Genomic DNA, 19904 nt, shown 5'->3' on the forward strand with positions numbered 1-19904 from the left:
CTGACAGAGAGAAATGATCTATGAGTACGCATATTCTCGTGGTTGAAGACGACGAACGCATTTCGAGCTTTATCCGGCGCGGTTTGGAGGCAGAAGGGTATCTGGTGGATGTCGTTCAGGACGGACGCGAAGGAGTGGAGAAAGGCATGGCTCCGTATGATCTTATCCTCCTTGACCTTCTGCTGCCTGACCAAAGCGGTCACGAAGTCTGTCAAGCCTTGCGTCGTGAACAGGTTCAAACCCCTATTTTGATCCTGACGGCCAAAGATGGACTTGAAGATAAACTGAGCGGCTTCGACCACGGAGCCGACGACTATCTCACGAAACCCTTTGCCTTCGAGGAGCTCCTCGCGCGGATCAAAGCCCTACTCCGACGTACACCGGTCTTGAAAGAAGACGCAACCAGTGTCCTGCAGATCGCCGATCTCTCACTTAACCGAAGCACTCGCGACGTACGCAGGGGAGACACCATTCTTGCACTGACCAAGAAAGAATTCGATCTGCTGGAGTTTCTCATGTCGAATCCCGCCAAGGCACTCAGTCGCACCTCCATCCTGGAACATGTCTGGGGCTATCATTACGACACACTGACTAATACCGTCGATGTCTACATTGGATATCTTCGGAAAAAGATCGATGCAGGATCGACGATCAAGCTCATTCAGACCGTGCGGGATTTCGGGTACAAGATCTCAGACAATCAGCCCTTGTAAAGGCCCTACTCTCCGTATTTTTTGAGACGGTCATCGCGCAGCCTTCCTCTCACTTCTTACCAATTTCTCATCATATTCTCATTCGCCTCTTACCTTTCTGAACTAAGTTAACGACCTCATAATACTTCGTAAACTACTCACATGATCTGAGAAGGGTGAGGCGTGAGTGTGAAGCTGAAGAATAATGAGGTGCGTATGGCTTCATCCAAGGCCTTGCGACTGTGATCAAAATGACTCCTGCATCCATTGAAGAATCATAAGACGTAGTCATTCGGAACAGAATCAGCCGAATTGCGTCAAGAAAAATGGAACGGTGTCAGGTTTCATTCAGAAAAGGAGCGAGAGTATGAGGGCAACTTGTGTAGCTATGTTAGTGCTCTTCACGCTGCTCGTGACGTGGCCCATGGCAACTTACGCCACGGAACATGAGACTCCGAGGGCACCGGAACCATTCCTCAAGATGACCAATCCGGTCCCCCATACCACCGACACGCTGCAAGAGGCCAAAAGCCTCTACGAGAACCGATGCAGCAAGTGCCACGGCTCCAATGGGGATGGCAAAGGATCCGCCACCAAGGACATGGACGTCAAACCAAGAAATTACACGGCCAAATCCCTGATGGAAACGATACCGGACGGACAGTTGTTCTGGATTATCTGCTATGGCAGCGATCCGGACATCACAGAAATGAAGGGATACAAGAAGAAGCTCTCGGACGAGCAGATGTGGAGTCTCGTGCACTATATTCGGTCTTTTGCACGGTAGCGTGCCTCAATCTAATGGGAGGAATCATGCGTATTCGGGTGTTGATGTTGGCCGTTATACTCGGCAGTCTGGCCTCGGGGCTCGTGGCGATGCTCGCGCCTCAGGAGGCGGCGGCGATTCCGGCGTTTAGTCGGCAAACCGGAGAATCGTGTTCGACGTGCCATACGGCGTTTCCCAAACTGAACCAAACGGGGCAAAACTTTCGCACCAATGGTTTTCGCTTTCCCGAAGACAAAGAGTGGCACGACATCCAAGATATGAAACATGTCCCGATTTCAGGCGAGGTCGAGGTTGAAGCGGAATTCACCAAGGAACGCGGTGTGGGTGCCGGGGGCCAGGAGACCTTGCTGAAGATTGATGAAGTCGCACTTTTGGCAGGTGCTCCAATTGGGAAAGAGGGCCGGGTGTCCGCGTATGGCGTGCTGGATTTCGCCCAAGGTAATGTCAATGTGGGGCAGGCCTACGGGCAAGTCAACGATCTCGTGGGAACGACCGGCCAGGGCTTGCTCAATCTCAAAGTCGGGCAGTTCGATATTGCCCTCCCGTTTCTCTCACACTCGCAACGGGTGATTAAACAGCGCTACTTTGCGCAAGAAGCGCTCGGCATCCTGGGCGCGCGTCGGAACGGTGGCAGTACCGAGGCAGAGGCACCGGAAGTCTACAACACCGGGGTGGAGATCAATGGACACCTGATCCAGAAAGAGCTGCTGGGAGGCATCACCCATCGCTATGCCATTGGGATCTTTCAACCAAAATCGCTCGGGGGGATCAACCATCTAGGCTTTCCGGGGCTCTATGCGACCTATTCCATTCACTTTCTTGAGCGCTTTACGATAGGCGCCATTTATAAACGTGATGTGGTGACGTCCGCGTTAGATCCTTTTACAATCGATGGCAAAAAAGGCGTCGATAAGTGGGGTATCGCGGGGGAAGTGAAGCTGGGTCCGTTCATCGCCACGGCCGGGTATTTTCGCTCTGATGGCCTCCCCGCGACTGGCAATGGGGCTTTAACAAATGCTACCTACAACAGAGCGCTCCAGAACTATATGGCGGAGGTCTTGTTTATTCCCCACGATATCCCGTTCATCCCCACCAAGAAATTCGTGCTCGGGGGCCGCTTCGATCATATCGATCAGGAGCTCGCACAATCGAGCAGTCGCACGACCGTGATGGGTCGGTACTACATTGCCCCCAGCGTGTACCTTCAGGGAGAATGGCGCGTCCATGACGGTGGCGGTGTGGCGGGCGCCTCATCGCAAGATTCCTATGCCGCCCGAGGCTTCCTCGTCGCGCTGTATTAAGGTGCTGACTGACAGCGTCTGGTTCGTGATAGGGGAAGCATGGGTAAGGCCATCGCACATGATATGAGAGCCAGTAACCGTCTTGTACGGCACCGCACTGAATCGGTGGTGCAGGAGCTTCTCGAATGAATAGCATAAGGGTCGGCGTTCCATTTCTGGTGAGCGTGGTGTGCCTGCTCATCAGTGCTTGTGCGACGTCTCGCACAGTCGAAGACACCGTCTTTGCGGATGGTCCTCGAGGCGCCGTGTTGCTCCAACGCGTGGACGATGCATGGTTCAGGACCGCCCACCCCGTCTCGGCGAGCCCTCTCCTACTCACTCATGTGTTGCGTGGCGTCCAGATTCACCCAGCACCCGACGACCAGACCACGGCCGTGCGGGTCTTTTCTGACGAAGAGATCGCCTTTCTCAGCCCGTTGATGAGTACGGCCCTCTCCAAAGCCGCCAAAAGCCAGCTCGTGGCCTTCCGCGTCACCCATGACTCTGGTCCCAACAGTGAAATGACGGGTGGGCTGCTGTTTACCAGGGGACGGATCCTGCATCTGTGGCTGACCCAGTACCGGGCGAACGGTGCCAGAAACAACTCGGGGGCCACGCTGGATCGTCAGGCTCGCAATCCGCACGGACTGGCACCTCGTCAGCTGCGTTTTGTTCCAGAAACGGTTCAGCGGTCCAGTCGCAATCAACAACCGGACGTGATCGATCCTCCTCCCCTCGCCACGCTCATGATCGACTACACCATGCTTGCCACCGAATTGAACCTGCCGTCCGAGGCTGCGCCATCTCAGCCGCTCCATGGAGATGAGCCTCTGCTGAACCACGCCGACACGCAGTCTGTTCGACCCGATCATGGCCTTCCCGCTTCTCAAGACACACCACCGTCAGCTGCCGAAGAGACGCGGGCGCTCAAAGCCGTGGTGAAGGAACAAGCCCTCGAACTCGATGCCCTCAAAGACGATGTGCGGGCGTTGCGTCAGCGGCTCTCCGAGATGGAGCCACACTCGCCACAGCTGACAGCACCGCCAATGGCTCCAGCGCGACGCGAGAAGACCCCCTAAAAGGGTACTCCTTGGCTGACAGGAGAGTCTGATCGACAAACACCGACCGTTGGATACGGAGCCCGCGCACTGACCAGTGGCCCCCAGCGGGGTCGAGCCCGACCAACGATCCTATGGAAAGTCTTATGAGTGAGTCCGACAATGGCTACGATTCTTCTGGTTGAAGATCATGCAGTCCTCCGGAAAGCGCTTCGACGTCAGTTAGAGGCAGACGGTTATCGGGTTGTGGAAGCTGCGGATGGGAACGAGGCGATTCACTGTTGGCGTATGCACGCGCCTGACGTGATCATTACTGACTTCCAGCTTCCTCACCTGAATGGGAGGGAGGTCATCCAGGTGGTGTCGGCCCAACAACCGGCCCTTCCAATCATTCTAATGTCCGGCGGAATGGACGAGCAATTGCGCGTGTGTATCCTGCATCAGTATCCATCAGTGCGCTATCTTGCAAAAGATGTCGTCAGCACTCAACTATGCTCGTCTGTACGAGACGCCCTGCTGTAACGCGTCTTGTTTCCGATCGACATTCAGTGCCGGTGACCGCCGGCGAGCGAGGCAAGAGATCGACTGGACGGTGTGGCGAAGTTTGTTCCTCGTGCAACTGACGAGACGTGCCTAGAGGCCGCTAACGGATGGAGGGGGACCTTGGCGCCCACCGAGGTTGTGCGTCTCATGTCCTCCCGGGAGAGACGCCCCTCCATCCCATCCCAGTCAACCGAGTTTCTATCACTCACAATGGTACGCGCTGAATTCCATCAGATAGACGCTCTACAGGACCGATAGCAATGCAACAGCAATAGAAGGTGTACAATAGCACCGGTGTGTCAGGGCCGCTCTTCACACAGGGTAACGAGGTCGCTCATGTATGCACGAGCCGTTATACTCTTTGTGGGGGTGGTACTGTCCGGATTTGTGCTGGTCGCGGCTCCAAGAACGGCAATCGCGATTCCTGCCATGAGTCGACAGACGGGTGAGCCCTGTTCCACGTGCCACGACGTCATTCCAAAACTGAACCCCACGGGTCAGAAGTTTCGCGCAAACGGACTCAGATTTCCAGGATGCACAGAGCGGGACACCACACCGAATGTGACGCCTGTGCCGCGTTCGGAGGAGAAGAAGATCGATGCACCACCTTCACCAGCGGAGAGCGGCCTCGAAACTGTTCCTGCAAAACGTGATAACTGATCTCCCCGGGAGTGTGCCGATTTCTGATCTAGTCGAGCCCGGTTGTTGCGCACTATCGGCTGCAGCGCGCGCGTCGAGCACAGCCAGTACCGACTTCTCCTCCTCTGAACACCGCGCTAGGAGCCTGTCCGACATTAACCCTCACGCACTTGTATGCAGCCTCAGGCTCCTGTAGAAGCATTGCTACGTAATGAGAAGCAAGGAGGTTGCGTCATGCCCACCCGAACCTTTCGCCCCTACGAGCCTGACGATCTGTGGCTGTTACCGCCGTCGCCGCGAGAGTGGTTGCCGGAGGCGCACCTGGCCTACTTCCTGTCGGATCTGGTCGATGCATTGGATCTGAAGCCGATCCTGGCGACCTATCGGGGCGTGACGCGCGGCACGGTGCCGTATCATCCCCAGTTGCTGGTGAAGGTGCTGCTCTATGCCTACGCGGTTGGGGTTCCGGCGTCGCGGCAGATTGCGCGGGAACTGGAAGAGGATGTGGCCTTTCGGGTGCTGGCGGCGAACCAGCGGCCGGATTTCCGGACGATCAGCGACTTTCGGAAACAGCATCTGACTGCCTTGGCCGACTTGTTCATCCAGGTCCTGAAGCTCTGCCAGCGAGCGGGTCTGGTGAAGCTGGGGCACATCGCGCTGGATGGCACCAAGATCAAGGCGAATGCCTCGAAGCACAAGGCGATGAGTTATGGGCGGATGGTGACGGAGGACGCGCGGCTGCGGGCGGAGGTGCAGCGGCTGCTGACACAAGCGGAGGTCGCTGATGCCCGGGATGAGGTGGCGTATGGCTCGGACCGGCGGGGCGATGAATTGCCTGCCGAACTCGCGCGCCGGGAACACCGACTGGAGACCATTCGGGCGGCCAAGACGGTGCTAGAGCAGGAGACCCAGGCAGAGGCGGCGCTCCGGCAAGCGGCACAGGACGCTTGGCCGTCGAAGAAGCCCCGTCGGGGTCGGCCGCCGTCGCCGCCCAGTCCGGTCCCATCCCCGAAGGCCCAGCGCAACTTCACTGACCCGGAGAGCCGGATCATGCCGGCATCGGACACCAAGGGGAGTGTCGTCCAAGGGTACAACTGTCAGGCCGCCGTCGACGCACGGGCGCAGATCATCGTTGCCGCGGACATCACCGATGAGTCGAATGACAAACAGCAAGCCCAGCCGATGCTGACGCAGGTGCTGGTGAATACCGAGCAGATCCCCCGGACCGTGAGTATGGACGCGGGCTATTTCAGCGAGGCGAACGTCGTGGCTCTCACGGCGCTGGGCTGTACGCCGCTCATTCCGCCGGACCGCCAACTCCATCGCCAGGTGGTACCTGCCGTCCCCCGAGGCCGACCGCCAGTGGGATTGTCGGTGGCCGATCGCATGCGCCGCACACTCCGGACACAACGCGGGCGACAACGCTATGCCCGGCGCAAAGCGATTGTCGAACCGGTGTTCGGCCAGATCAAGCAGGGTCGTGGCTATCGGCAATTCTTGTTGCGCGGGATGCGGCAGGTGCGCGGGGAATGGACGCTCATCGGTACCACGCACAATGTCCTGAAACTCTGGACGGCCTTGCGCCGGGTCCGCCGACGTCCCGGCGAGGGCCTGCGGGCATTGGGCAGAAGCCAGCGGGCAAAGCGGAACGCCCAGCGGTAGCCGACAACTGCCAAAGATCATCCGTGTGCGCCGTGCAAATTCTGGATCAGCGAGGAAGATCAGGCTGCGCTCAGATCAATGTCGGACAGGCTCCTAGGCTTCACATCTGCACACGCCTGCTTCCAAATGTGAGCTAAGATCTCTTCTCTTCGAGTCTGTAGAAGGCGCTTCTCCAGCTCCTTCTCGTTTCTTACCAATTTCTCATCTTGCGCTCATTCGCTTCTTATATTTTCCGAGTACGATCACGACCTAGGTCAGGTTGCGAGACTCCCCACATTCTCAGGAAAGGCAAGACTGTGCACATCCTGATCGTCGAAGACGATGAGCGAATTGTTGGTTTCATGAAGCGCGGGCTTGAAGCTGAAGACTTCAACATAGATGTTGCTTCAGGAACGTCTCAAGCCATCGATATGGTCAACGCCCGATTCTACGACCTTCTCATTATCGATATCTTTCTCGGGGCGGATGACGGACTCGATCTCTGCCGCTCACTTCGCCAGCGACGAGTCGGATCTCCTATCCTGATCATGACCGCCAAAGGTACACCGGAAACGGAACAGGCGAGCAAGGAGGCGGGTGCGGATGCATACCTCGCGAAACCCTTTGCATTCGAAGACCTGATTGCCACAATCGCACGTTTTCGTACGCCCGCTTCTCCCTCTGAACACCGAAGGGAAGTTTATGCAAAGTAGCACGATGCTTCAGAATCGTATCGAAGGCGTTTACCAAATCCACCCTGCGTCGTCCAACGATCATGACATCAACAGAACAAGACTCCAGGGAATGTTCAGCCTTTTACGTGAATCGATGCGAGAGGGGCCACAAAGCGATCTGTTCGATGCTCGCAAGACCTTCATCCTCATGATGTCATGAGGTAAAGAAAGCTGGTACCACGCGTATGTTGATTATGCTCTACTCACACGATAGCTATGGTCTCGGCCATATTCGCCGCAGCCTTGAAATCGCGACGCACCTATCCGAAAGCATCCCTGATGCATCGCTGATTATGCTGACCGGTTCCATGCAGGCTCACGCATACGCGTTGCCTGATCGCATGGAATACATCAAACTGCCGGCGCTCACCAAGGATTCCGGCGGACAGTATTGTTCGCGCCTGCTTCCGCATACGATCGATATCACTCTAAAGCTGCGTCAACGAATCATTCTCGAGAGCGTTCGCAATCTGCGCCCCGACATCCTCTTGGTCGATAAGGCCCCGGCAGGCATACGCGGGGAACTCTTGCCCGCCCTCCAATTTCTTAAAACCAAATCTCCTTCAACCAGAATTATATTGGGCATGCGGGACATCGAGGACCATCCCGACCATGTTCACGCGGAATGGGCCAAGTCCGGCACTCTGCCGCTGTTAAAGAATACGTACCATGCGATTTTGCTCTATGGTTCGCGCGCTATCTACGACCCAGTCAAGGAGTATGGGCTTTCACCCGGCATCGAGAAGAAACTCATTTCTTGCGGGTATGTGGGCAGAACTCAACCGGAGCTGTCTCGGGAGCGCATTCGAGAACAATTACAGTTGCAGACCGATCGGTTGGTGCTGGTTACGCCTGGTGGCGGGGACGATGGCTATCCGCTCTTAAAAACTTACATCGCCATGCTGCGGAAACAGTTTGGGGGTAGGCGCCCGACGTTCGATACGTTTCTCGTCACCGGTCCGTTAATGGATCCCCATCAACGTCGTCGTCTGCAGCAAGCCGCACAGGCCGGGTTGGCGTTGACAGTCACTGAGTTCACCCCACGTCTGTACGAATATCTGACCGCAGCCGATCTCGTCGTGTCCATGGGGGGATATAACACCATTGTGGAGATTCTAGCAGCCAACCAACGTGGGATCATCGTCCCGCGCGTCCATCCGCGGCTTGAACAGTGTATCCGCGCGGAACGTCTTGCGGCGAAGGGGCTTCTGGAGATGATTCACCCCACCAAGTTGACCTCCACTCGCCTGTTTCATGCCATCATGCAGTCGCTTCAACGGCCACGTCCCCCTCGCTCGGAGGACATCGGGATACCTCTTGATGGTGCCGCCAATGTTTCGAAGGCCATGAAGCAACTCTTCGTGGATGTCCAAGACATCAGGACTAACCACCCTCTCATACCTCGCCCTTCAAATGTTCACACGCTCCCGAGACTGAGAGCGGAAAGCTTGCCGATCTAGACCATGTCGACCGAATCCACCATGAAGAAGATCGGCTATCTCCTTAAAATTTTCCCCAAGGTCTCGGAGACGTTCATTCTTCAAGAGGTCCTGGACTTGGAAGCGCTGGACGTGAATCTTTCGATATACGCTCTCCAATCCCCAACCGATACCATCACCCACGGCTTGGCCGCTCAGGTACGCGCATCTGTCACCTATTTGCCTGATTCGCTTTTGACCTTTTGTGAAAACCCATTTTGGGCCCACCTGCGTCTGTTCATGGGGTCTCCCCGACGCTATCTGTCGACCCTGCGCTTCTGGCTTCAAACTGCAGAGCACCCATCGTGGCAAAAACTCGTCCAGGCAGGCTCCCTAGCCGCTGCCCTTCAGGACGACCGTATCGACCACCTCCATGTCCATTTTGCAAATGCACCCACAAGCGTTGCGGAACTGACTCATCGCTTTACGGGAATCCCCTACAGTATGACAGGGCATGCGAAAGACATCTTCCTGGCAACTCCGTCTACCCTCCGCCGGAAAATGCGCCATGCAGCATTCGTCATCACCTGCACTGAACATAATCGCCAGTATCTCCACGACCTATCAGGCAACGGCACGCCGCTCCACTGTCTCTACCACGGTCTGAATCTGGATCGTTTCGATCAGCTCGGCACGGCCCACCCAGTAAGACGTTCGACGATTCCCATCATCGTGAGTGTGGGACGGTTGCGCGACAAAAAGGGATTCCCCACACTCATCCGCGCGTGTCATCTGCTGGCCACCCGTGGCTATCGCTTTCACTGCCGCATTGTCGGATGCGGACCGCTTCAGACCGATCTTGAAACCTTGATCCGCGAGTTGGACCTCGAGCAGGTCGTCACATTGGTCGGACAAAAAACGCTCGAAGAAGTGGTGAAACTGTACCAAGAGGCTGACATCTTTGCTTTACCCTGTCAGGTATCTGAAGACGGCGATCGTGATGGGATTCCCAATGTCCTCATGGAAGCCATGGCCTGTCGACTCCCTGTCGTCACCACGGAGATTTCCGGCATCCCGGAACTCGTTCGGCATGATCACAATGGTTTCCTGGTTCCCCAACAAGACCCGGAAGCCTTCGCGCTGGCTCTGGCCCACCTTCTGGACAATCCAGCAATCCGTCAACGCCTAGGGCAGACCGGGCGTGAAACCATTGCGCAGCGATTTTCTTCCAGCCATGCAAGCCATCGCCTGAGAGCCCTCTTCCTCAATGAATCGACATCGGCCCATCCAGAGCTTCTTCTGAATACGCCTGAACCATTCTCCCGCCCCACGCACGACGAGGCACCCCATCGGGTCGGATATATCTTGAAAGGATTCCCCCGCCGATCGGAAGCCTTCATCACGAATGAGATTGTGCTCTTGGAGCAGATGGGGCTTCAGCTTCATCTCTTCTCTGCCTTTCAGGGCGAAGCGAATTGTACCGGACCCCACAGGAAGACCGTTATGTCACCGCTGACCTATCTACCCGAGGACAGCGACAACACAGACAGCGGATTTGTGCCTTGGCTAATCGCAAACATTCCCCGGTATTGCTCCAGTCATATTCGACTGCTCTCCAGAGTTCCAGGCCGATATCTGCGCACCGCATGGGAAGCCTGGACACTCAGCCTACGCTGCCGAAGCACGTTCTTCTCATGGCCGAAGAAAGTGTTCTACAAGGACTTTCTCCGTGCCGGTTCGATTGCCAGTTTCGTGCTCGATGCGGGAAACATTCGCCATCTGCATGCCCATTTTTGCCATGGAGCGACGACTATGGCCATGTTTGCCGGTCTATTGAGTGATCTCCCCTTTAGCTTTACCGCCCATGCCAAAGATATCTACTTGCCAAAACTCAATCCCGGCGATCTTCTGCGCCTCAAATTGCGCCGGGCAAAGTTTGTGGTGACCTGCACCGGCGCGAACCACCATCACTTGCAAGAGGTTTGCTCACAGGGTGCGCCGATCCATACCATCTATCATGGCGTCGATACGGCTCGCTTCGCTCCCTCCGTTGATCGACAGGTTCCTCCGATTCCGACGATCCTCTCGGTCGGACGCTTTGTGGAGAAGAAAGGGTTTCCCTTCTTGATCGAGGCCTGCCGCATCATCAGAGAGCATGGATTGCCGTTTCACTGCCGAATCGTCGGTGAGCCGGATGAACAGACGGATCTGGTACAGGACTTGATTCGCCGGTATCACCTCGAACAGGAGGTTTCAATCGGCTCTGGCGTATCGCAAGAGGAACTCCGCGCGATCTATCAGGGATCGACCATCTTCGTCCTTCCTTGTCATATCGTAGATAACGGTGATCGTGACGGGATTCCAAACGTCTTGGCGGAAGCCATGGCCTCCGGCGTCCCGGTCATTTCGACCGCAGTCTCCGGCATTCCAGAATTGATTGACGATCGATGCAACGGGCTTCTTGTCGCGCCACGCGACCCAGTGGCCCTCGCCAAAGCCATCGAAGAACTGCTGGTCGACGCTGACTTCCGGAACAGTCTCGCCCAGGCAGGGCGTGAAACAATTTGCCGAATCTTCGACTCACGCAAGACAACGAGAACACTCTTTGATCTCTTTCAGGCAGAAGCGGCTGAGGCTACCGCCCACCAGCAGGAGGCCCATGCTGCTTGCCACTAGTCAGCATCAGCCGTCTGAGAAGACGGATCGCCGGCATATTTTCACGACACCCTTTCGAAGGTTGACCGCAGAAGCCCTACTGCAGCATTTCCAAACCAGGCCGACGGTCCACTATTTCCCGGTTCCAGACGTGGTCGAGACGGCTCGTTCCAAAATCGATCACATCCTGGACAACCAATTTGAGTTCAACGGCGAACGACACCAGTTGCCTGGATCGATCCAGTGGCTTACTAACCCCAGCAACGACCGGGAATGGCAGATCCTGCTGCACAAATTTTATTACGCTGTCGGGCTCGGCATGGCTTATCACGAGACACATGCGCCTCACTACGCCGAGAAATGGGTTGAGTTGACGAACTCGTGGATTGGTACCGTCCCCCGCGACTTCCTCCCGAGCGATGTTGCCGGACGACGCATCCAGAATTGGATCTTCGCCCACTACTATTTCGTGAGTAACGGACAGCCACACTGTGTCACACCCGAGTTCTATGGTTCTTTCTTGGAGTCACTGCATCAGCAGCTCTCCTACCTTAGAGACCATGTCACCCCGGCTCGAAATCACCGAACATTGGAACTCTGCGCGATCTTCTTGGCAGCCATCGTGTTTCCAGAATTCGTCGAATCTTCAGAATGGCTGAGTTGGTCTAAAGACGAACTGGTGAAAAATATTCACTCCGATCTCCTGCCCGACGGGGTCCACTGCGAACAATCCACCGACTACCACCATCTGGTGCTCAAAAATTACCTCTGGATCAAGAAGCTTGCCCTCCTAAACCAGATCGAAATGCCGGCAGAGTTTGACCTGCTCGTGAAGAAGGCCTTGGAGTTTTCACTCTATTCCCACAGACCTGACGGCATGATCCCCGCGCTCAGTGACGGCGATAGCCGCTGTTTCTTGGACCTCTTACAGCAGGGCTACGAACTCTATGGCGGAGAGGACCTCCTCTATGTTGCATCACGAGGAGCTCAGGGACAGCCTCCAGTCAGCCGCTCTAAAGGATTTCCCCACGCAGGCTATTATGTATTGCGAAGTGGCTGGGGCGATCAGACCGAAGCGTATCAGGATGAACGCTACTTGATCTTCGACTGCGGCCCGTTGGGCGTTGGGAATCATGGGCATTTGGATCTGCTCAGCTTTGAAGCCTATGCCTACGGCACACCACTCATCATGGATCCAGGGCGCTACACCTATGATGAATCAGGACCGGTCAATTGGCGTGTCCGCTTTCGCGGCACTGCGGCTCACAACACTGTGCTGGTGGATGGACGGAATCAAACAAGGTACGAGTGGAAGAAAAGCCGATTCAAGATTGCGGGACCTGAACCAAAGCGGGAGAGCAGAGCGTTCGTCCATGAGCCCGGGCTCGACTATCTGCATGCGGTCGCCCGGAGTCATGAATACCCTGTTGTTCACGAGCGGAAGGTGCTGTTCATCAACGGGGAATACTGGGTGATTGTTGATCTCTTGAGAGCCACTGAGTTTCATACCTACGACCTGTTGTTCCACCTGTCGCCTCCGGCGCAGGATCGGGTCTCGGTCATGGTGTCGGATAACACCCTGTCGATCCGCTCGCCGCAACTCATTCTCGCTCAGCCTCTCATTCCAAATGTGCGCCCTTCTATCCAGGAAGGTTTTGTATCCCCCTCGTACGGCGAAAAACAGCGCGCGCCGATCGTGCGGCTGACTCAGCAAGACTCAAGCACATGCTTCGTCACCGTGCTGTATCCCTACAAGGGCGACGAACCGACCATCTCCGTTGAGACCCCGGAACCTGATCGAGGGCCGCAGGCCCTCCTCTTGGGCGAACGAGCATCGGTGCGTATCACGATTGCTCACAATGGACGACGATATACCGATGAACTGTTATTTGCCGACGAGACGACCCAGGCAGTCGAGGCACCTGCACATGCTTCTCCGAAACATGTGCGTGTCTCTCGAACAAACCAGGAGGGACGTCTTCTATTTCGGTATCAGGCCTGAATCATGATGGACCCTACTGCAACCGAGAGAACTCCGTTTGTTCCCCATTACAACCTCCCCTTGTTGTCTGGCGCTCCAACGTGGGCCCCGCGTTCCTTCTTGCAAGAGCCCTATGCTTCTATGTCACCAGATCTATTGCTCAAGTACTTCCAAACACGGAACAGTCCTCTGTATTTCCCTCTATCACACGGCAACTCCGAACATGTGAAGCGCGCCGATAGTATCTTGAGGAACGAGTTTGCTTTTAATAACGAGACCCACCAGTTGCCCGATCCTTTCGACTGGAAAGTGAACCCCAGTCGAGACGTTGAGTGGCTGATTCTTCTGCATAAATTTTATTACGTTAGAGATCTTGCTCTTGCGTATGAGTATACGAGAGAGGAACGATATACCCACAAATGGGTGGCGTTGGTCTCGACATGGATCAGCGAAGTGCCCGACGGTATCATCGACAGCCAAGTGACCGGCAGACGATTGCAGCAATGGCTGCTCGCCTATCACTACTTTATCCCTACCCGGCAGTCTGCTGCGATCACGTCGCAGTTTGTTGTTGAGTTTCTCCGATCAATTCATGCGCAGACTCGCTACTTGTGCGCGCATCTGACCACCGAAGGCAATCACCGCACCATAGAGTTGTACGCTATTTTCTTGGTGGCCGTGGTCTTTCCGGAGTTGCACGACGCCATGTGGTTCCTGGACTTTGCGAAGCAGGAGCTACTCAAGAACATGGAGCAAGACCTCCTGGAGGATGGTGTCCAGTACGAGTTATCTACCGACTACCACCATACCGTGCTCAAAAACTATCTGCGCGTGAAGGAACTCGCTGTTCTGAACCAGGTCGAGCTACCTCCGCGGTTTGATGAGCTGGTCGAGAAGGCATTGGACTTCTCCATCTATGTCCATAAGCCGGATGGGTTGATCCCGGCCATCAACGATGGAGACAGCAACAGTTATCTCTCTCTCCTGAAGAAAGCCCACTCATACTACCCCAATGAGTATCGGCTATATGTCGTTTCAAAAGGCAAGAAAGGAACACCCCCGCCTGAACGGTATAAGGCGTTTCCAACAAGCGGCTACTATGTACTCCGTGGGAGCTGGGTCAACGAACCGTACGAAGACGGGCTGTATATCTTGTTCGACTGCGGACCTCTCGGATTCGGCAGTCATGGACACTATGACCTGCTTAGTTTCGAAATGGCTGCCTTCGGCCATTCGCTCATTGTTGACCCGGGAAGGTATACGTACAGCGAAGACAGCGCGGATGGAATCAACTGGCGCAGGATCTTCAAAGGCACGGCCTACCACAATACCGTCGTCGTGGATGGCAAAGACCAGAGCCCCTATCGAAAAGGACAGTCGATTGGTCATGAGCCGGAGCCAGCCATGAAAACATTCGCCACTGCGGAAGGGTTTGCTTTCATTCATGCGCAAGTCGTCAGCCATGAATACCCGGTTGTTCATGAGCGCATCCTCATGTTCGCTTTGTCAGAGTATTGGATCATCACAGACGTGTTACGGGCCGACGAAGGCCATCAGTATGATCTCTATTTTCACTTGGCTCCAAGAGCGCTGAGCCAAACCACGCTTTCGAAGGAGAAAAGAAGCACATGCGTGTCTTCTCCAAATCTCATCATCGCTCAGCCGACATCACCTGAGATTCACACCGATCTTTTAGAGGGGTTCGTCTCTTCGCAGTATGGAGAAAAACAGCCGGCACCGATTGTTCGCTTTTCAAAGAAAGGCACCGGCTCGACCTGTTTTCATACCGTGTTGTACCCCTTCCACGCGACACAGCCAGACCTCACCGTCCAGCAGCTGTTAGTCAGCGACCAGTATGGCCGGTGCTCTCCTGAACGAGCCACAGCACTTCAAATTACGATTTACTCGGAGTCGAATACATACTCTGACCATCTGTTCATCGCGCACCAGCACTCCCAACACATGTATCAGTTCGAGGATATAGCGTGTAGTAGCCAGATGCTCTTCCTACGAAGAGACGGTGCCGGCCATATCATCAACTTGCAAGCCGAAGGCTTGGAGTATCTTCGGGTCGGGTCCAACCAACTGATGAATGGGACTCGACCGCCGAGGCGAGTGAGTTATGGAGCGAAGCGCGTTCTGCACGACACGTTGGATAAATCAGAGGAGAGGTTCACCGATCCAGTCGACGCATTAACCCAATTGCTCAACGAGCCCTGAGCGACCAACGCGAATACGAAGATGATGAACGACCCACAATTCCCCCATCTCGAGACGGCCTTAGAACCTGCACGGATACAGAACTTGCTACAGTTCGCGCTGCTGAGTCCACACAGCAACGATCGCCAAGAATACGTCGTCGATGCGTGCCTCATCGGGGAGAAACGCTATAAACCTGGAAAGAGCTGCGTCCTCTCGTATGATCTTCACTTGCGCAATAAAGGGACTGGCTCTTCCCGCGTGCAGGTCGTCTCAGCACGACTCTGTCGGCCAATGGAGGGTCTGCCGGAATTTCATCAGGCGAACCGGCGGAAGCTGTCACTCACCCCAGGGCTTGAGCCACTAGGCTATCTGCCCGAGACGGAAATGGTCGTATGGACGTTTCCCAATGATCGTAAGCTGACCTCTCTTCCACCGTTGTTGGATGCTCAGTATCTTACCGCCCATCTCGCTCCCAAACTAGAGGCGATGGGCCTGGATCACTCCTGCAAGATCACAGCCATCGATCCGGAAATCTTGCACTACCTACCCGAACGATCATGCATGATCCGCTATCACGTGACGATACAGTTCCAATCGACCGGAGTTCGTTCGGTGGTGATCATCTACGGGAAGACCTATCGCGATGATAGCGGTGCCGAGACCTATTCGGTTATGCGCCAATTGGCGAAGCAGTTTCCAGGAACCGCGATTCCCCTTGCATATGACCAGGAATTGAGGACCCTTTGGCAATCACATGTGCCCGGAGAATCGCTCGTTTGGGAAATGCTGGAGCCAGATGGGCCTCTGAGTGTTCTCCACGCGATGGGACAGTGTCTTGCAGAATTTCATAGCTGCCACGTACAGACCTCCAGTCGGTTTGGAATGCCAGATATCGAAGGATCTCTTAGAGAGACGATCGAAGTGGCTCGCCGAACCTATCCTGAAATGACAAACCGAATCCAATCCCTCGTGAACAGGCTGCTGGCACGGCGCAACTCCATCGATTGGTCGAATCAGCCGATCACACCGATTCATCGTGATCTAAAAATGAACAATTTTCTGATCGACAGTGAGAAACTCCGACTGATTGACATGGACTGCGTCTCCACCGGCGACCCCCTGACGGACATCGCCAGCCTCATCACTAACCTTCATCTCAATGGAATCCATGCAGGAAATAGCAGCCGGAGCACCAGCGAAATCGTAGAGGCTTTTCATTCGGCCTATACAGAAGCGGTTTCTCATGCCGTGTCCGTACCACATCTCAACTGGTACACGGCTGCAGCTTTTATCCACGAGAGCACACGCAGGAGCATACGGCAGTTGGACACCGAGCGATTGAAGCACGTTGCCGAATATCTAGAGTTAAGTGAATACTATTTGTCTGTTTAACAAGTCGCTTCATGATGGACACGCAACAGACTATGATTTCTCAGACAATCAGGCCCGAGCACCATCCACATCGAGTGTTTCTCGCTAGACACGGACAGAGTGCGTCAAATTGCGAAGGGCGTATTGCAGGGCAGCTGAATCCCCCGTTAACCGAGAAAGGGCAACGGCAAGCACTTCGTTTATCAACGGTTCTTCAGGACATACGTCTGACTAAAGTAGTGACCAGCTCTTTGAGTAGGTCGATTGAAACGGCGAAGCCGACGGCTGAGCGACAGGGGCTCACGGCCTGTTCTCTGGCGGGGATCAACGAGATCTCTTTCGGCATTTTAGAAGGCCGATTACGTCACGATCTCGATCGTGATTCCCAGAACATCTTAGACCAATGGACGAGGGACAAGGCCAACTTCAGGATTCCAAGTGGTGAAAACCTGATCGATGTTCGAAGACGCGCCATCCCGGCTTTGTCGAGGGTGTTTAGGGAGAACCCGGGTGACAACATCCTTATCGTGGGACATCGCCACACGAATCTTGTGATACTCAGCGCCTTGCTCGGGTGGGACCTCCACTCCATCAAGGACACCTCAATTCAAAGTAAGTACGTATACGAGCTTCACCTCGCCCCAACTCCACGCATCTATACCATCTGCCTGACAGGAGAGGCACGCGGTAGGCGGCTTGAAGGGTTTCTCAGTGGAGATGCCGCGATGAGTTCTTATAAAGAGCGCGGCCTAGGATCATGACGTCCAAATCACACATCTTGTCGCATGGCGGAATTATGTAGGTGACGGATCAGCGAGCATTACGGCATTTCGACGTAGGCTCAATCCGATCAAGGACTAGACTATGAGTGATCCAGTTTTTCGGACCATTTGATCAGAATATGACGGGAGTGCTTACAAGGGACATGAAAAACCATACGAGCCGTACGCCTCACAAAACCTATGTCTTGACGATCGATGTCGAGATTGATGCAGGTCCAAAGTGGAAGACCTCAAATCCGGCAACGTATGAGGGAGTCTATCGGGGTATTCCTCTCTTGCAACGGCTGTGCGAATCCTATGGAGTGAAGCCAGTGTACCTGATTAGTCCGGCAGTCCTGGTGGATCCACGCTCGGTTGATTTACTCAAGTCGCTCGATCGCGAGACGTGCGAATTGGGTGCGCACCTGCACGGCGAATATATCGGCCCGATGGCAACGTTTCTCGGCCCAGACTTCAGCGGCTGCGACCCACAAGAGATGCAATGCGAGTACGACAAGGACATCGAGTTTGGGAAACTTCAGAATCTCACTCAGAAGTTCACTGATTTATTCGGCTATGCCCCAACATCATTTCGTGCTGGTCGATTCGGCGCCAGGGGATGGACCGTAGCATGCCTCGAACAACTCGGTTACACGCATGACACCAGCGTCACTCCATTTCGCAACTGGAACAACATCGCTGACTTTTCCACCGCGACCACCTTATCGCCCTACCATCCTTCCAAGGAGAACATCTGCGCACAAGGCGATTCGCAAGTGCTGGAAGTTCCGGTATCCATCACACCAGAACTCGAGTGGCTCCGGCCCACGGTGAGGAAATTCTCGGATTTTACACAATGCCAAAAGGTGATCGACTGGTACGAAACCCACGTAACGCCGACGGTCCTCTGCAGTATGTTTCACAATGTTGAATTGACCCCCAATACAAGCCCCTATTGTAAAACGGAAGAGGACTGCCAGGAATTGCTCAATCGCGTTGAGCAGACCTTCCAACTCCTGAACGAACGTGGTTATGTTTTCAAGACACTCAGCCAAGTGACAATCGATGGATAATGGCAACCATGCGTGTGCGATCAATGAAAATGCAACACGAACAACGTTCAATCACCAGTGTAACGGAGTAGGCCGATGTACCGAGTACTGATCATCGTCGATAAATTGGGCTGGTCCTATGATGCGATTGCCAGAGGACTGGTCAACTCCACGCGTCATGACGATCTCTCATTCACCATCGTTCCTCTCGAAGGGGGACTCGAGGACATCGAACGCGAACACAACACATACGATCTCGTCGTGGCCATGGGTTGGACCCTCGTCATGTCCAAGAAACCTAAGCATCGGTACCGGCATGAGTTGACATTCCTGGATCGAAAAAAGCTTGTCACGGGCATCCATTCTCACCGATCGTGGGACGGGTATACGTCGCTTCCCAATACCTGCCCTGCTCCCCCGACAGAATTGATTGAGCAACTGTCTTGTTTGCGAAGCGTCAACGCTATTAGTCGTCGACTATTCGATCTCTTTCGCAAGGCGGGGTTGACAAACGTGGTCTTAACGGAAAACGGCGTGGATGCCGACCTCTTTACACCTGCGCGCCCTATTTCCGTTGATCGACGACGCCCGCTGGTCGTCGGATTTTGTGGCAGCACCAACATCGACAAGCACGACTATTTGAAAGGATATTCGGAATTCATCGCGCCGCTTCAAGATCTTCAGAATGTCGAAGTCAAGGTACTGGGCGGCAAGGGAGACCAGCGGGTGAGTCGAGTGGAGATGCCGAACTTGTACAGTCAAATTGATCTGTACATCTGCGCCTCAACGTCTGAAGGTTTTTCCCAGAGCGTTTTGGAGGCCTCTTCATGTGGTCGCGGAGTGATTTCTACACGAGTCGGCGGCTGCGAAGATCTCATCACGGAAGGGCATAACGGATATTTTATCGATCGTGATCTTTCGGCCATCAAGCGCCTAGTCACCAAGTTAGAAGCAGATCGGATGCTCGTTCGCCAACTAGGGGAGCACAATCGGCAACGCATCGTGGAACGCTACGCCTGGACCATCCAGGGACCGATCTGGTTGGAATTCATCGAGTCCAATCTCAAAGAATGTATCAGCTTGGTGTGAA

At 54.8% G+C, this 19904-nt stretch carries 15 protein-coding genes and 1 pseudogene; all 16 read left to right on the top strand.

Annotation, left to right across the window (positions count from 1 at the left end; all coding sequences use genetic code 11):
* Positions 1-20 precede the first annotated feature (20 nt).
* The 16 genes and pseudogenes from E8D52_17270 (at position 21) to E8D52_17345 (ending at position 19903) form a co-directional block, all read left to right on the top strand.
* On the top strand, positions 21-713 hold the full coding sequence (locus E8D52_17270) for a response regulator transcription factor (protein ID TKB66117.1): 693 nt from the start codon (positions 21-23) through the stop codon (positions 711-713).
* A 346-nt stretch (positions 714-1059) separates the two neighbouring features.
* Complete coding sequence (locus E8D52_17275) at positions 1060-1479, top strand: c-type cytochrome (GenBank protein TKB66118.1); 420 nt, start codon at positions 1060-1062, stop codon at positions 1477-1479.
* A gap of 26 nt (positions 1480-1505) precedes the next feature.
* Positions 1506-2780, top strand: coding sequence for a hypothetical protein (locus E8D52_17280; protein ID TKB66119.1), 1275 nt, complete (start codon positions 1506-1508; stop codon positions 2778-2780).
* A 125-nt stretch (positions 2781-2905) separates the two neighbouring features.
* The gene (locus tag E8D52_17285; GenBank protein TKB66120.1) at positions 2906-3838 is read left to right on the top strand and encodes a SlyX family protein; all 933 of its coding nucleotides are present in this window, start codon (positions 2906-2908) and stop codon (positions 3836-3838) included.
* A 141-nt stretch (positions 3839-3979) separates the two neighbouring features.
* A complete protein-coding gene (locus E8D52_17290; protein TKB66121.1) occupies positions 3980-4339 on the top strand; it encodes a response regulator in 360 nt (119 codons plus the stop codon).
* Between the two features lie 357 nt (positions 4340-4696).
* On the top strand, positions 4697-5020 hold the full coding sequence (locus E8D52_17295) for a hypothetical protein (GenBank protein ID TKB66122.1): 324 nt from the start codon (positions 4697-4699) through the stop codon (positions 5018-5020).
* Positions 5021-5233: 213 nt separating this feature from the next.
* Positions 5234-6571, top strand: a pseudogene (locus tag E8D52_17300) (IS1182 family transposase).
* Between the two features lie 386 nt (positions 6572-6957).
* Positions 6958-7353: a response regulator gene (locus E8D52_17305; protein TKB66123.1), complete on the top strand. Its 396-nt coding sequence runs from the start codon at positions 6958-6960 to the stop codon at positions 7351-7353.
* Positions 7354-7559: 206 nt separating this feature from the next.
* On the top strand, positions 7560-8834 hold the full coding sequence (locus tag E8D52_17310; GenBank protein TKB66124.1) for a glycosyltransferase: 1275 nt from the start codon (positions 7560-7562) through the stop codon (positions 8832-8834).
* Between the two features lie 3 nt (positions 8835-8837).
* On the top strand, positions 8838-11468 hold the full coding sequence (locus E8D52_17315) for a glycosyltransferase (GenBank protein ID TKB66125.1): 2631 nt from the start codon (positions 8838-8840) through the stop codon (positions 11466-11468).
* A complete protein-coding gene (locus E8D52_17320) occupies positions 11452-13449 on the top strand; it encodes a hypothetical protein (protein TKB66126.1) in 1998 nt (665 codons plus the stop codon). The genes E8D52_17315 and E8D52_17320 overlap by 17 nt, the downstream gene beginning before the upstream one ends.
* A gap of 3 nt (positions 13450-13452) precedes the next feature.
* Positions 13453-15648 carry a hypothetical protein gene (locus tag E8D52_17325; protein TKB66127.1) on the top strand — a complete coding sequence of 732 codons (2196 nt, stop codon included), beginning with the start codon at positions 13453-13455 and terminating at the stop codon, positions 15646-15648.
* Between the two features lie 21 nt (positions 15649-15669).
* Positions 15670-17022: an aminoglycoside phosphotransferase family protein gene (locus E8D52_17330; protein TKB66128.1), complete on the top strand. Its 1353-nt coding sequence runs from the start codon at positions 15670-15672 to the stop codon at positions 17020-17022.
* A gap of 11 nt (positions 17023-17033) precedes the next feature.
* Positions 17034-17762, top strand: coding sequence for a histidine phosphatase family protein (locus E8D52_17335; GenBank protein TKB66129.1), 729 nt, complete (start codon positions 17034-17036; stop codon positions 17760-17762).
* Positions 17763-17926: 164 nt separating this feature from the next.
* The gene (locus E8D52_17340) at positions 17927-18835 is read left to right on the top strand and encodes a hypothetical protein (protein ID TKB66130.1); all 909 of its coding nucleotides are present in this window, start codon (positions 17927-17929) and stop codon (positions 18833-18835) included.
* 75 nt (positions 18836-18910) lie between these two features.
* Complete coding sequence (locus E8D52_17345) at positions 18911-19903, top strand: glycosyltransferase family 4 protein (protein TKB66131.1); 993 nt, start codon at positions 18911-18913, stop codon at positions 19901-19903.
* Position 19904: the final 1 nt, after the last annotated feature.

This window comes from Nitrospira sp. (assembly GCA_005116745.1).
Classification (GTDB): domain Bacteria; phylum Nitrospirota; class Nitrospiria; order Nitrospirales; family Nitrospiraceae; genus Nitrospira_D.

Excerpts from the sequence above, each read along its gene's own strand:
- E8D52_17310 (TKB66124.1), top strand. The coding sequence starts at position 7,560 with ATGTTGATTATGCTCTACTCACACGATAGCTATGGTCTCGGCCATATT.
- E8D52_17270 (TKB66117.1), top strand. The coding sequence starts at position 21 with ATGAGTACGCATATTCTCGTGGTTGAAGACGACGAACGCATTTCGAGC.
- E8D52_17280 (TKB66119.1), top strand. The coding sequence starts at position 1,506 with ATGCGTATTCGGGTGTTGATGTTGGCCGTTATACTCGGCAGTCTGGCC.
- E8D52_17330 (TKB66128.1), top strand. The coding sequence starts at position 15,670 with ATGATGAACGACCCACAATTCCCCCATCTCGAGACGGCCTTAGAACCT.
- E8D52_17345 (TKB66131.1), top strand. The coding sequence starts at position 18,911 with ATGTACCGAGTACTGATCATCGTCGATAAATTGGGCTGGTCCTATGAT.
- E8D52_17290 (TKB66121.1), top strand. The coding sequence starts at position 3,980 with ATGGCTACGATTCTTCTGGTTGAAGATCATGCAGTCCTCCGGAAAGCG.
- E8D52_17315 (TKB66125.1), top strand. The coding sequence starts at position 8,838 with ATGTCGACCGAATCCACCATGAAGAAGATCGGCTATCTCCTTAAAATT.
- E8D52_17295 (TKB66122.1), top strand. The coding sequence starts at position 4,697 with ATGTATGCACGAGCCGTTATACTCTTTGTGGGGGTGGTACTGTCCGGA.
- E8D52_17285 (TKB66120.1), top strand. The coding sequence starts at position 2,906 with ATGAATAGCATAAGGGTCGGCGTTCCATTTCTGGTGAGCGTGGTGTGC.
- E8D52_17275 (TKB66118.1), top strand. The coding sequence starts at position 1,060 with ATGAGGGCAACTTGTGTAGCTATGTTAGTGCTCTTCACGCTGCTCGTG.
- E8D52_17325 (TKB66127.1), top strand. The coding sequence starts at position 13,453 with ATGATGGACCCTACTGCAACCGAGAGAACTCCGTTTGTTCCCCATTAC.
- E8D52_17340 (TKB66130.1), top strand. The coding sequence starts at position 17,927 with ATGAAAAACCATACGAGCCGTACGCCTCACAAAACCTATGTCTTGACG.
- E8D52_17335 (TKB66129.1), top strand. The coding sequence starts at position 17,034 with ATGATGGACACGCAACAGACTATGATTTCTCAGACAATCAGGCCCGAG.
- E8D52_17320 (TKB66126.1), top strand. The coding sequence starts at position 11,452 with ATGCTGCTTGCCACTAGTCAGCATCAGCCGTCTGAGAAGACGGATCGC.